The following is a 13,701-nucleotide window of genomic DNA, read 5'->3' on the forward strand; positions in this document are numbered from 1 at the left end:
GACGGCGACCCTTCTGGCAGACTACCCCACCAGGAACCATGAGCAGCATTCCCGCGAAAGAGTCACACACCACGAGCTATCCGAAATTCATCGGTCGTTCGTTGTGGTTGGCCACCGAAGGTTCCTTTGCATTCTATGCCTGGATGACGATGCTGACCGCATTGTTCTTGGTCGGTGCCAATGCGTGGGCCAACCAGGTCGCCGGCGGCATGATCGGCACCAACATGACGGACCAAGTCAGTTGGGGTCTGTACATCGCCAACTTTACTTTCATGGTCGGGTTGGCGGCCGGTGGCGTGATGATGGTGATCCCGGCGTACCTGTATCACGACCGCAAAATGCACGACGTCGTGATCATTGGCGAATTGCTTGCCATCGCCGCCATTGTCATGTGTCTGATGTTCGTCGTCGCAGACCTGGGTCGCCCCGACCGGTTCTGGCACATGATTCCGGTCATTGGAAAGTTCAACTTCCCGATCTCCATGCTGACCTGGGACGTGATCGTCCTGAATGTATATCTGCTGTTGAATCTGCACGTCTGCGGTTACTTGCTTTACATGCGTTATCTCGGTCGCAAACCCAACCCAACTTGGTACATCCCCGTCGTGATGCTGTCGATCGTGTGGGCGATTTCGATCCACACGGTCACCGCGTTCCTGTACTGTGGACTGGGCGGGCGACCGTTCTGGAACACCGCACTGCTGGCACCACGATTTCTAGCGTCCGCTTTCGTCTCGGGCCCCGCCTTCATCATCGTTTCGCTGATCTTGATCAAAAAACTGACTGGAATCGGCGGATTGGATGGACCGATTGCGACGTTGACTAAGATCATCCGTGTGACGATCCTGATCAACCTGTTGATGGTCGCATCGGAACTGTTCACCGAGTTCTATACCGGTGGTTCGCATGTTAGCGCGGCGAAGTATCTGTTCTTTGGCTTGCACGGCAAGACCGCGTTGGTGCCATGGACGTGGACAGCGATCGGGCTGAACGTCACCGCGGCGCTGCTATTCCTGTGGCCGGGAACACTGCGTTTCCGCTGGCGTCCATTATTGGTGGCGGCTTGCTGCATGGCGTTTGTCGGCGCCTGGATCGAAAAGGGCATGGGCCTGATCATTCCCGGCTTCGTACCAAGCACGCTGCACGAGATCGTCGAATACGTGCCTAGCCAACTGGAATGGAAAGTCACCGTCGGCATCTGGGCCTTTGGATTGATGGTGTTCACCATCGCCATCAAGACCGCATTGCCGACGCTGAAACATCCCGCCGAGCACTAAACAACGAGCACTAAACAACGAGCACTAAACAACGAGCACTAAACAACGAGCGATCGATCAATCAGTGTCGCGATGCAAGTCATCTCGCCCCCGCCGCGCAGCGGTTTGCGGGGGGAGAGAGTAGAGCGAGGGGGAAGAAAGAAACGACACGGATTGATCGCTGGTTGCTAAACGGGATGTGATTTTCGCAACAGCGTGACGCTTTCGGCGATCAGTTCGCTTTGGTGACCAACACGACCGAATCCTCGGTCGCCATCAGGCTGTGCAATTCGCCCGGTGGCAGGAACAGCATCGTCCCCGGAGTCATCCGTAGGGTTTCGCCCATCGTCGTGAATTCAACGGCCCCCGCGACGCACTGCACGGTGATCTCTTTGGCCGCTTTGTGCTCGGCAATCGACTTGCCGGCCGACAGGACCAGTCGCATGACGTTCATCGGCCCGGTCTTGATCAGTAGCTTTGGCTTGGGATCGTCGCCGCTGCCAACATCGTTCAGGTCAATCAGCTTTCCAGGTAGTTGGTCCATCTCTGGTTTCCGTTCGTAGGTATGGTTTTCGAAAAATCGTTAAGCGACGCTTGCCATCCTACACCCGCACGTGCAGATTAGGAAGCCAAGCAGTGATCCGTTCGCCAAGGATGCGGGGTCACCAAGGTGATCGCCAGAAACTACGATGAAGCAGCCTCGGATGACTGCTGGCACCGGGCTGCTATCCGATTCGGGCCGTCCGCCCCGGGGTTGGCACGACACCTATCGATCCACCGACGAAGACACTTTCATGATGAAGTCACGAATCATCCGCCTCGTTTTCTGCCTCGCTAGTTTTGCGTTCTCCGCATCCACTCAAGCGAGCAATCCACCGAATGTGATCTTGATTTTTGCCGACGACCTGGGCCCTGGGATGCTGGGGTGCTATGGCCAACAAGTCGTGTCGACTCCGAACATCGATCAATTGGCCGCCGATGGCATGCGGTTCGACAACTACTATGGTGCAGTCTTCTGTGCCCCCGCACGATGGACGTTGTTGTCGGGAATGCACGACGGACGCAAGGGCGGCTGGAACCACACTTCGGCGGGACTGCCGATCCAGCGGGATTCGGGCAAAATATCCGAACAGGAATATCAGCGTCGATTGGCGACTCTGAAATCCAAAGCCCACCCCATCGCGTCCGACGAAGTGTTCCTAGGACAGGTCGCGCAGTCGGCCGGTTACCGAACCGCACAGTTTGGCAAATTGGACCGAGGCTTTTTAACTTGGCATGAACGGGTCAAACGTTTTGGGTGGGATTTCCACGAAGGCTACTATGACCACGCCCGCTGCCATGGATTTTATCCGCCCTATCTATGGCGCAATGGCCAGCGGTTCGAATTGCCAGGCAACCACTTGGCGGACTGTGGCAAAACCAGCGAGAAGGGTGACGAGCCGGTTGGCTATGGTGGCGAAACCTATTCGCAAAACGTATTTTTGCAAGGCATTCTGAAGTTCATTCGCGAAAACAAGGACCAGCCATTCTTTCTGTATCACCCCACGCAACTGCCGCACGGACCCGTTGCGATTCCTGAACTGCACGCGGACTTTGCCAATCATCCGACCATGAGTCTTGCCGAAAAGAAGTACGCATCGATGGTCAAGATGCTGGACGACCATGTGGGGTTGATCATGAACGAATTGAAGAAACAATCGATCGACGAGAAGACGATCGTCGTGTTCTGTTCGGACAATGGGCACGAACTGTATTACGGTCCCAAGCCGGCCTATCACGCCCAAAAACTTGCTAACGGGCAGAGTGCCAATTTGGACGACAAAAAGTGGCGAACATCCGAATGCGGTGACATTTTTGATGGGGCAGGCGGTCGGGCCGGCTTGAAGCGATCCGGGTATCAGGGTGGGATGCAATGTCCGATGATCGTCCGTTGGCCTGGAAAGATCTCGGCCGGATCTGTCACGGACCTTCTGAGTTCGCATTACGATTTCATGGCGACTTTGGCGGACATCGGAAACGTGCCCTCGCCGCCCGGCAAAGACGGCATCTCGTACTTGCCAACACTGTTGGGACAGCCTCAGACCCAAACCCATGACTATGTGATCGTCAACAATCACAACCATCGCATGGGGTCGAGCGCCGTGATCGCTGGTGACGGATTCAAACTAGTCGAAATCAATCGCGCCAAAGACCAGTTCCAGCTTTACAACATCGAAACCGACAACGAGGAAAGGCACAACTTGGCCGATCAGCTTCCGGAAAAAGTTGCATCGTTGAAAGAGATCCTGGTTCGTGAAATCGATTCCGACCGCCCCGATCTCAACTAGCGCTGAACCGATACGACGACGCAGCTTGGATTGCGATGCGATCGATCGCCGGGATGCCAATCGTTCCGTTGCCGACCACTGCAGCGTGCAACGCGGGTCACCGATCACTGGTTTCGCATCGAAACATCGTCCAGATAGAACGAGGAATCGTCGGTTGCCGACGATATGAATCCAACCCACCGGGTGTCTGTCCAACCCGGGTCACAGGTCAGACCGGACACCTCTTGAGATTGTCCGTTGGGCAAACCGAACGTGACACGCCACTGACTGTCGGGCCGTCCCTGGATCGCTTCCATGGTGACGTCGAGCCACGTATCGGCGGGAAGGTCCAACAGTTTACGTCCTCGGCTATGCACCGCTTGACCGCTGAACTGCAGGCTAGGTCCGGTTCGATACGGGGCGGAACGATCACGCCATTGGCACGCCACATTGGATGTCGGGTCTAACCGGATCCGAAACGACATGTGCGAACGGCCTGTGGTGTACTTGGGATCCCAGTAGAAGTGCGGGTTGTAAGCTGCCTTCATGTTGGGATCGTCTTGAACCTGCAGACATCGTCCGGGGCCATCCGGGTTGTCCGACATACGGATCAGGTTGTCTTTCCCCTCCAGACTCTTGGTCGACATCCCCAGCATCGACACCGGGTGATCGTCTTCGAAATCGTTGTCGAACTGGAAGCGTGGCGATGGTGGCACGAGAAATGGTTCACGAAAGGAGGTGGATTTTGCCAAGTCCTGCCAATCCGCAGATCCCTGCACGCCCGCCAAACCGATATCGAAGGGGACAAAACCAATTCTTTTGGCGGGCGAATCGGGTGCCAATCGAAAGTCGTGATTCAGCGGATCAACGAACATCGGATCCGCGATGATGGAACCTTCGTCATTTCCATCGGCCTGCCATTGCTGCCAAGTTTTGCCCGCAAAATCGAACGGCTGGCCACCGACACGCCAGTACAGATTGTTTCGCATCCGCACCTTGGATCCCTGCGTCCATCCCGAGTATCCCAGCAGATGGCCTCGGTCCCAGTACACCAGATTGCGCTTGAACGTGAACGAACGATGAGGCTCGGCACGGGTCACTGCGATCTGCCCTTCTTCGCTGAAGGCAAAAATATTGTTGCAAGCGATGTTCTCGCGTCCGTAGTGCTGGTGAAACCCTCCGTCGCGAACGTTGTAAACCAGATTGTTTTCGAACCGAATGTGCGAACTGCCCTCGTCCGGATAAAGCCCCCACCCGCCGTAGCGGGTCGCATAGATATCGTGGATCACATTGTGGCTAACGATGGTGCCTTCGGACGGACCTAGCGTATAGACGCCGCCCATGTCGCTCAGGATCCGGTACCCCACGTGATGCAGATGGTTGTACTGGATCCGGTTTCGCTTGGCACCGCTTTCGGCATAGCCCCATCGCCATCCCACCGACACCGCGGTGTAGAAAAAATCGGCGACGTCACAGTGGGTGATCTGATTGTCACCGCTATGGCCGATCCAAACGCCGACGGCGTGCGGGGCGACGCGACCACCGCTGTGAAGGATGCAATTGTCAATCGTGATCCCGCCGGTACGTACATCGTCGGGAACCAAACCGGTCTCGCCGATTCGTACCGCCGATACGCCTATGTCAAACACTCGGCTTCGTTCGACTCGGCAATCTCGGCACGCTTTGCGGAACCAAAAACCGGTTCCACCGACATGTTCGACAGCAACGTCCACAAACTGAATGTCTTCGGCGGCATCCACCTGGACGGCGGTCGAGTCGATGTTCATCGCCGCTTGATTGGATCGGATGCCTCGGTCGGGAGTCCGAAAGGAAGTGTGCCGAAGTTTCAACCCTTCGAAGTGAAGGTGTTTGACTCGAGTGACCGAATCCCGGATGTCGCCTTGAATGTCGATCAACCGTGGAATCGTCGCCGCAACGACTTCGGCGCTTGTCATGTCCTCATCGTCTCGGGGCCGATAGTACAACCAACCGTCGTGATCCAAAAACCACTCGCCTTGGGAATCGAGAGCCGCGCGTAGGTTTTCAAAGTAGTACAAACAATCACGCGTCATCGGATTGTGCGGCTTCATGATTTCGCCGCGAGTGGTGAACAGGTTGCGTTGGGGGTCCGCGGTCACAATCGGTTCGCGCGTCGTTTCCCATTTGTGGAACACAAACAATTCAGCGTGTTTCAGCGATTCGGGGTCGACACCATCCAATGCCCTCAGGTCCCCGTCGCTTGTTGCATAGGTATGTCGGAAGACCCATTTTTCATCCGGCTGTGGCGATTCGCTCGACCCTAACAAAACATAAAACTGTCCCTCATCGGGATCTCTAGCGCGTACCGCACGCCGACCGTTGACCCAAAGTTGTTCGATCTGCCAATCTTGCGCGTCGCCGTCGACTTGCCGACCGCCTGGGTCCGCATGGGGAAGTCGGGTCTTCCACAGCCCAGGATCCTCGACGACCTTTTCCCAGTCGGTGACGTCACGCCCACCGGATAGCACGACCTCGCCACCCGGAACCCCGCGATAAAGAACAGGCAGATCACGCGACGCTCCTGAATCCGCCGGTTGGAACGTCAACGGACGACGAAGTCTGTACCGGCCTGGATGGATATGAACCGTGATCGCTTGGTCTGGATTCGAAACGCGGGCAGCACGCGCGGCAACTTGGGCGCGATGAACCGACGCGAACGGTTGTTGCACCGTTCCCGGATGATCGTCGGATCCGTCCGTCGCGACGTGGTAGTCGATGGTTGCCCTTTGGTTGGCGGTATCGGCGTCGGTGGGAACGGCGTTGGTGGGAATGGCGTCGGTGAAAGCTGGGCCGGCCGGAAAGGGGGCGGCTAAACACGAACCCGTCAGACATGCATGTCCAAGCAAGCAAGCGATCGCCAGTCTGGTTGCGACAAGTGTGGTTGCAATTTGCGTACGCTGAGCCATGGTGGGATGATTCGATGGGTGGGATGATTCGATGGGTGGGATGAACGGCTGCGCCGCAGCGACGACGGACCGCTAGCGATGGCATCCAACATGGTAACATGGGGGTGACTTTTAGAAACGCGTTCCATCATCCGAGTGACCAGTCACCGACGGCCCCAACCGATCCAATGAACCTTTCCTTTTTGAATCGCACTTTGCCTCTGGCAATCACCTTGATCGTTTTGCCGCAGGCGTTTGCGCAAGACCTGGAAACGTCGAACCTTGCACCTGCCGACGCACCGCAATCTGCGCTGTGGCAAAAGATCCAGCCCAATTTTTCGCCACCACCACAGTGGGCGGGCAAGTTCGGTGACTACCCATCACCGCTTCGGTTCGCAGACGGCACGCAGGTCAAGACACCCGCGGACTGGAAACGCCGGCGCGCCGAGATCGCATCGCAGTGGGAAACGCTGCTGGGGAAATGGCCCCCTCTGATCACAAAACCACAGGTCGAGATTCTGGACACCCAGCGGCGCGATGGTTTGACCCAACATCGCATCCGTTTTGCATGGACACCCGACCAGCATACGACGGGCTATCTGCTGATTCCCGACGGTGATCATCCACGCCCCGCGGTGCTGACGGTCTTCTACGAACCCGAGACGGCGATCGGCCAGGGAAAACCGAACCGTGACTTTGCTATTCAACTTGCCAAACGCGGTTTCGTCACCTTGTCGATCGGGACAAGCGAAGCATCGGCGACGAAAACTTATTCGCTTTACTATCCCAGCATCGAAGACGCCAACGTGGCTCCGCTTTCGATGTTGGCCTATGCGGCCGCCAACGCTTGGTACGTATTGGCCGACCGACCGGAAGTCGATTCGAACCGTATTGGGATCGTGGGACACTCGTTTGGTGGCAAGTGGGCAATGTTTGGATCCTGTCTGTTCGACAAGTTCGCATGTGCGGCGTGGTCAGATCCTGGAATCGTGTTCGACGAATCTCGAGAAAGCGTCAACTATTGGGAACCGTGGTACCTGGGGTACCATCCTAAACCGTGGCGAAAACGCGGCTTGATCACCGATTCGAATCCTGCACGCGGGCTCTACCCCCGGTTGACCGCGGAAGGCCACGATTTGCATGAACTGCATGCGTTGATGGCACCACGGCCGTTCTTGGTGTCCGGTGGATCCGAGGATCCGCCCAAACGCTGGGAACCGCTGAACCACAGCATCGAAGTCAATCGAGTTCTGGGGTACCAAGACCGCGTTGGCATGACCAATCGCCCAGACCATTCTCCCAACGATGAATCCAACGAAACGATCTATTCGTTCTTTGAACATGTCTTGAAACCCACCCCAAACTAGACCTCTGCGGAAACATTGCAAAAACAGCATGGACACAGTGCAAACGATCATTCCAGGACTGACATTAAGTCCTGCAGGACAAGCGACGATTGATCCGCCCCTGCACCAGCCTCTGTTTGATCTGGCTCTCGCTCTGGAAGCTCCTACCGGACTGCCGGTGGACATCCAACATGTAGTGGCGGCACTGGTGATGGCGCGTCAAAAGGGCGACATCGACAAGGATCTGCGGCTAACCGGCAATGACGCGATTCTTGTGACTCAGCTGGCTCCGTACGTCCAATCGCTTTTCGATCAACATGGCGGCATCTTGGGCGAAGACGAATGAACCTTCGTACCCGATTCCAATTGGCCGACCACAACATGACCGACGATACCGGCGATGGACTCCATTGCCCAACACTTGCAGACAATCAAAGCTCCATTCAACCTTCCGCAAACAGACGACACAACATGCGATACCTCCCCACTGCATTGATCCTGGTAGCCGCTTCGATTGCCTGGCTAACTTTCGACGATCCGGTCCACGCTGATGAACCGGTCCAAATAAAAGTACTGTGCTACAACATTCATCACGCCGAAGGTGTGGATTCGAAGTTGGATTTGCAACGTATCGCGAAGGTCATCCAGTCCGTCGCCCCCGACATCGTGGCTCTGCAAGAAGTTGATCGAAACGCTACTCGATCCCAATCGGTTGACCAGCCGGCAGAATTGGCACGCTTGTGCAAAATGGAAGTTGTGTTTGGTGCGAACATTCCGCTGCAGGGCGGCCACTACGGCAATGCGATTCTGTCCCGACATCCGATCATGGAACAGCGAAACCATTTGCTTCCCAATTTGGAAAATGGCGAGCAACGTGGCGTGTTGGTGGCCGAAATCCAAATGCCGTCCATTCCTCAAACGCTGGTCATGTTTGCGACCCACCTCGACCACCGACGCGCTGATCACGAGCGGGTTGCATCCGCCCAAATGATCAACGAACTAGCGACGAAGTACAAAAACCAGCCTGCGATTCTGGCCGGTGACATGAACGACGTGATCGACAGCGCCACCTTGAACACGTTGGAAAAACGATGGACGCGAACCAATCCGAAACCGTTGCCGACGATTCCTGTGACAGATCCGACCAGACAGATCGACTTTGTCCTGGTTTCAGCACAGGACCGCTGGAAGGTCGTTGATGTGACCGTGCTTTCCGAGGCCGTTGCATCGGATCACCGCCCGATCCTGGCCACACTGGAACTGTCGCCCGCCACCAACCCGTGATCAAAGCAACCACCGGAACGATTCCGCGTCAGGCTGCCGTATAGCCGCGTGGTGTCGCATGGACGCACGGTGCGATGTCATTGTCGTTTAACCGCGAGCCCAGCGGGCCGCGCGTTGCTACATATGGACGCACGGGGCGATGCCGCTGTCGTTTAACCGCGTGCCCAACGGGCCGCGCGTTGTCGCACATGGACGCACGGTGCGTCGCCGTCGTCGTTTAGCCGCGTGCCCAGCGGACCGCGCGTTGCTGCACATGGACGCGCGGGGCGTTGCCGTCGTCGTTTAACCGCGTGCCCAACGGGCCGCGCGTTGCTGCACATGGACGCGCGGGGCGTCGCCCACGCGGTGAAACGATTCGCACCCGCGGGGCGTCGCTGCTGTCGTTTAACCGCGTGCCCACCGGGCCGCGCGTTGCTACATACGGGCGCGCGAGGCGATGCCGCTGTCGTTTAACCGCGTGCCCAGCGGGCCGCGCGTTGCTGCATATGGACGCGCGGGGCGATGCCCACGCGGTTAAACGATTCGCACCCGCGGTGCGCTGTCATTGTCGTTTAACCGCGTGCCCAGCGGGCCGCGCGTTGCTGCACATGGACGCGCGGGGCGATGCCCACGCGGTGAAACGATTGGCACCCGTGATGCGCTGTCATTGTCGTTTAGCCGCGTGCCCAACGGGCCGCGCGTTGCTACACATGGACGCGCGGGGCGATGCCCACGCGGTGAAACGATGCGCCTCGATATGCGGTCCAGTTCACACGGTCGTTTGACCGCGTGCCCATCGGGCCGCGCGTACTGGTGGGTGGACGCGCGGGGCGATGCCCACGCGGTTAAACAATTCGCATGCGTGATGCGCTGTCATTGTCGTCTAACCGCGTGCCCAACGGGCCGCGCGTTGCTGCATATGGACGCACGGGGCGATGCCCACGCGGTGAAACGATTGGCACCGGTGATGCGCTGTCATTGTCGTTTAACCGCGTGCCCAGCGGGCCGCGCGTTGCTGCACATGGACGCGCGGGGCGATGCCCACGCGGTGAAACGATTCGCACCCGCGGTGCGTCGCCGTTGTCGTTTTGGCGCGTGTTGCTGCACACCGGCTAACGGGCGACTCCATCGGGACGAAGCATTATCGAAGCCAATCGGGAAGCGAATCGTTATCTTCCCACTCTTGGATTCGCTTGTCCAACGAATCACCTTTCCAATGGTCGGTACCGGCGGGCAACGCACCGGATTTTGGGATCCATTTTTTGTGATCTTCGACAACCGACGCATACTTTGGGTCCGCCGCCAGATTCGTATGTTCGCCGGGATCGGTCCGATGGTCGTAAAGTTCTTCGGTATCATCCCGATACCGGATGTAACGCCAATCGTCGCTTCGAACAGCGTAGTTTCCGTAGTACCAACTACTTAGAACCGGATGCCCGCGATCAACCGTCGGATTCAACATCAACGGAACCAGACTCTTTCCATCCAGCTTGGGTGCTGCTGGCAGGCCACAAAGATCGACCAGTGTCGGATACAGATCAAGCAAACTGACCACCTGGTCGCAGGCGCCGTCCGAAGCAGAAACGCCGGGGGCTTTGATGAATAATGGAACTCGGGTGGATTCTTCCCACAGAGCTTGTTTCCGCCAGTGATTCTTTTCGCCAAGGTGTTGACCGTGATCCGACCACAGGACGACAACGGTATTGTCGGCGTACTTGCTGTCGGCCAAGGCATCCAGAACTTTGCCGGCCTGAGCGTCCACAAAAGACACGCAAGCCAGATAACCGTAAACCATTTCACGCCAATAGCTGTCGCTTAGATGGACGACGGCGTAGTGATCGCCGGTTCGGATTCGGCCGTGAGCAATCGCTTTTCCCATCATCGGGATGTCAGCCATCTCGTCCGCAGGGACCTCTGGGATCTTGATCTGGTCCAGATCGTAAAGGTCAAAGTACTCCTTCGGTGCCGTGTACGGGACATGCGGTCGCACGAATCCGACGGCCAAAAAGAACGGCTTGTCGTGATCTTGGTTCAGCTGATCAACGGCCCAGTCCGCGATGTTCTCGTCAAACATTTTTCCGCCGGGGATGTCCTCGCGCTGAAGCGAACCGTAGCACAGCGAGTTTCCGTCGGCGAACTTTTTTCCGTATCGATCGATGATCTGACTGCCGTCTCTGGGGAACGGGTAAAACATTTTTCCACCGTACCCCTCCCCACGTGCCAATAACTTCTTCGGCACCTTATAGCCTGGGGCGGTCGTGTCCCAGAAGTCTGGCGTGCGCTCTTTATAGTCCGACACGCCCTGATGAAAGACCTTCCCTGCGGCCAACGTTTTGTAGCCGCTATCGCGAAAATGCTGCGGCAACATTTTGTGGTCGCCCATCACCTGATCGTACGTCTTCCGCATGGTGCTCGTCGAACTGTACCAACCCGATGTACTCGGATGCAGACCGCTCAGTACCGAGTTGCGCGACGCCGTGCACACCGCTTGCGAACAATGGGCATTTCGAAACAGCATCCCCTGCCGAAACAGCTTGTCCATATTGGGGGTCTTCGCCTGGGCGTTGCCCCCCATGCCAGATTCCCAATCGTTCAAATCGTCGATCGAGATAAACAGCACATTTGGCTTTGCAGCAGTCTGATTCCCGGTCGTTTCCTCTTGTGCCATGGCAACATGAAACGCAGACGACGCCAGAATCAGGATGCTTGATACGACTACACGCAAGGTCATGGCGAATCCAACGTAGGAATTGAAAAGGGGCCGTGATCTGACGCCCTAAAATGATGATCGAGAACGATGCCGCTAGACGGTGATGGGGAACGGCCCCGATGCCATCGGGCCTAGACCCCACCGCCCTAGGCTGGAAATATCAGTTCACAGGAATCTCGCTAGTGTAGTCGACCGGTTAGAATCGGATCGTTGCAAGATTCGTTCGCGTTTGGTTGCCCGAAATCGGCAGGTTCCATGCCGGCCCGGGGCGAACGCCCTTCCAAAGGACTCCATCATCAATGATGATCGCTCGCCATTCCCGCATCTGCGGCCTGTTTTTCATTGTCGCAGCCGTTGCGTGTTCAGCTGGCTTGGCGGCACCACCGACCGGCCAAGATCGTCCGAACGTCGTGGTCATTTTGGCGGATGACTTGGGGTATGGCGATCTGCAGTGTTACAACCCACAGTCGCGAATCCCGACGCCCAATCTGAATCGATTGGCAGCACAGGGGATGCGATTTAGCGACGCCCACAGCCCGTGTACCGTCTGCACGCCAACGCGATACAGTTTGATGACTGGCCAGATGGCGTTTCGTGTCCCCAATGGCGGGCGAGTGTTTTCAGGCGCAGGCGGCCCATCCCTGATCACTGCCGATCGACTGACGCTTCCTGAAATGTTGCAGCAGGTCGGCTATGCCACTGCATGCTTTGGCAAATGGCACATCGGTTTGACATTTTACGATGAAGACGGGAGTCCGATTCACAAAGGAGACCTCGATTCGGTTCGCCGGATCGATTACACCCGAGCGATTGATGGCGGCCCCCTCGACTGTGGGTTCGACCAATTCTTTGGAACCGCATGTTGCCCAACCACGGACTGGTTGTACGCGTACATCGACGGAAATCGAATTCCTCAACCGCCTACGAAACAGCTAGACAAATCAACCTTACCGCAGCATCCCTATTCCAACGACAACCGCCGTGGCATGGTGGCACCGGACTTCGACCTAGAGAACGTCGACATGGTGTTCCTAGAAAAGAGTCAGCAGTTTCTAAAGGATCATGTCGCGAAGTCGCCCGACCAGCCTTTCTTTCTGCTGCATTCCACTCAGGCGGCGCACCTTCCATCCTTCCCCGGCGAATCATTCAAAGGGAAAACGGACTCCGGTCCTCACGGCGATTTCATCTTCGAGCTTGACCATGTCGTTGGGGAGCTGATGAAGACGTTAGAATCACTGAACATTGCCGACAACACGCTGGTGATTTTCACCAGCGACAATGGCCCGGAAGTGCCCACCATTTTCCACATGCGTCACGACCATGGGCATGACGGTGCCCGCCCTTGGCGGGGAGTCAAGCGAGACAACTGGGAAGGCGGCCATCGGGTCCCCTTCATCGCTCGCTGGCCCGGACAAATCCAGGCCAACACGGTTTCCGAGGAAGTGACATCGCTGACCGACGTGATGGCCACCGTGGCCGAAGTTGTCGATGTTGATTTGCCAGACGATGCGGCCGAAGACAGCCTCAGTCTGCTGCCCACCATGCTGGGTGCTGACCGCGACCAACCGCTTCACGACTACATCCTTCAACAGGGATTCGGCGGACGCAAGTATTTGGCCATCCGCCGTGGCCCGTGGAAATATCTGGCTCACAAAGGATCGGGCGGAAACAACTACGAGACGCACGCGATGTTGAAGGAGTACTTTTTGCCTGATACGGCTCCGGATGCACCTGGGCAGTTGTACAACCTGGACACCGATCCCGGCGAAACACAGAACTTGGCTGACAAGCATCCAAAGATCGCAGCAGAAATGAATGCGCTTCTGCAGAAGTCCATCGCTGATGGACGAAGCGTCCCGAAGCCGCTGAAGAGAGCGTCCAAATGAGCCGCGGAGC

9 protein-coding genes are annotated in these 13,701 nt (G+C 57.0%); 6 read left to right on the forward strand and 3 right to left on the reverse strand.

The features are described from left to right. Positions 1–38 precede the first annotated feature (38 nt). A complete protein-coding gene (dsrP, locus tag K227x_RS17605; RefSeq protein WP_145171518.1) occupies positions 39–1,277 on the forward strand; it encodes a sulfate reduction electron transfer complex DsrMKJOP subunit DsrP in 1,239 nt (412 codons plus the stop codon). A gap of 211 nt (positions 1,278–1,488) precedes the next feature. Here the strand turns inward: dsrP and K227x_RS17610 are convergent, their stop codons facing one another. Beyond that, the gene (locus K227x_RS17610) at positions 1,489–1,800 is read right to left on the reverse strand and encodes a cupin domain-containing protein (RefSeq protein ID WP_145171520.1); all 312 of its coding nucleotides are present in this window, start codon (positions 1,798–1,800) and stop codon (positions 1,489–1,491) included. A gap of 253 nt (positions 1,801–2,053) precedes the next feature. Here K227x_RS17610 and K227x_RS17615 point away from each other — a divergent pair, with 253 nt between their 5' ends. Next, complete coding sequence (locus K227x_RS17615) at positions 2,054–3,583, forward strand: arylsulfatase (protein WP_145178037.1); 1,530 nt, start codon at positions 2,054–2,056, stop codon at positions 3,581–3,583. A gap of 104 nt (positions 3,584–3,687) precedes the next feature. On the opposite strand, the gene K227x_RS17620 is transcribed toward K227x_RS17615, so the two are convergent. Further along, positions 3,688–6,507, reverse strand: a complete 2,820-nt coding sequence (locus K227x_RS17620; protein ID WP_145171522.1) for a right-handed parallel beta-helix repeat-containing protein — start codon at positions 6,505–6,507, stop codon at positions 3,688–3,690. 167 nt (positions 6,508–6,674) lie between these two features. On the opposite strand from K227x_RS17620, the gene K227x_RS17625 reads away from it, so the two are divergent. From K227x_RS17625 to K227x_RS17635, 3 genes are read left to right on the forward strand one after another with little or no spacing between them, the layout of a single operon-like run. Continuing rightward, complete coding sequence (locus tag K227x_RS17625; protein ID WP_246145885.1) at positions 6,675–7,853, forward strand: S9 family peptidase; 1,179 nt, start codon at positions 6,675–6,677, stop codon at positions 7,851–7,853. 28 nt (positions 7,854–7,881) lie between these two features. Continuing rightward, positions 7,882–8,178, forward strand: coding sequence for a hypothetical protein (locus tag K227x_RS17630; protein ID WP_145171526.1), 297 nt, complete (start codon positions 7,882–7,884; stop codon positions 8,176–8,178). Beyond that, positions 8,175–9,116, forward strand: coding sequence for an endonuclease/exonuclease/phosphatase family protein (locus K227x_RS17635; protein WP_246145886.1), 942 nt, complete (start codon positions 8,175–8,177; stop codon positions 9,114–9,116). Before K227x_RS17630 ends, K227x_RS17635 begins: the two co-directional genes overlap by 4 nt. Before the next feature lie 1,120 nt (positions 9,117–10,236). Here K227x_RS17635 and K227x_RS17640 read toward each other — a convergent pair. Beyond that, positions 10,237–11,826: a sulfatase gene (locus K227x_RS17640; protein WP_145171528.1), complete on the reverse strand. Its 1,590-nt coding sequence runs from the start codon at positions 11,824–11,826 to the stop codon at positions 10,237–10,239. A 278-nt stretch (positions 11,827–12,104) separates the two neighbouring features. On the opposite strand from K227x_RS17640, the gene K227x_RS17645 reads away from it, so the two are divergent. Further along, on the forward strand, positions 12,105–13,691 hold the full coding sequence (locus K227x_RS17645; protein WP_246145887.1) for a sulfatase family protein: 1,587 nt from the start codon (positions 12,105–12,107) through the stop codon (positions 13,689–13,691). The last annotated feature ends 10 nt before the right edge of the window (positions 13,692–13,701 follow it).

The sequence above is a fragment of the Rubripirellula lacrimiformis genome, from assembly GCF_007741535.1.
Taxonomy (GTDB): Bacteria; Planctomycetota; Planctomycetia; order Pirellulales; family Pirellulaceae; genus Rubripirellula; species Rubripirellula lacrimiformis.

Coding starts and splice junctions, on each gene's coding strand:
- K227x_RS17630 (WP_145171526.1), top strand. CDS start 7,882: ATGGACACAGTGCAAACGATCATTCCAGGACTGACATTAAGTCCTGCA.
- K227x_RS17645 (WP_246145887.1), top strand. CDS start 12,105: ATGATGATCGCTCGCCATTCCCGCATCTGCGGCCTGTTTTTCATTGTC.
- K227x_RS17615 (WP_145178037.1), top strand. CDS start 2,054: ATGAAGTCACGAATCATCCGCCTCGTTTTCTGCCTCGCTAGTTTTGCG.
- K227x_RS17640 (WP_145171528.1), bottom strand. CDS start 11,826: ATGACCTTGCGTGTAGTCGTATCAAGCATCCTGATTCTGGCGTCGTCT.
- dsrP (WP_145171518.1), top strand. CDS start 39: ATGAGCAGCATTCCCGCGAAAGAGTCACACACCACGAGCTATCCGAAA.
- K227x_RS17610 (WP_145171520.1), bottom strand. CDS start 1,800: ATGGACCAACTACCTGGAAAGCTGATTGACCTGAACGATGTTGGCAGC.
- K227x_RS17620 (WP_145171522.1), bottom strand. CDS start 6,507: ATGGCTCAGCGTACGCAAATTGCAACCACACTTGTCGCAACCAGACTG.
- K227x_RS17635 (WP_246145886.1), top strand. CDS start 8,175: ATGAACCTTCGTACCCGATTCCAATTGGCCGACCACAACATGACCGAC.
- K227x_RS17625 (WP_246145885.1), top strand. CDS start 6,675: ATGAACCTTTCCTTTTTGAATCGCACTTTGCCTCTGGCAATCACCTTG.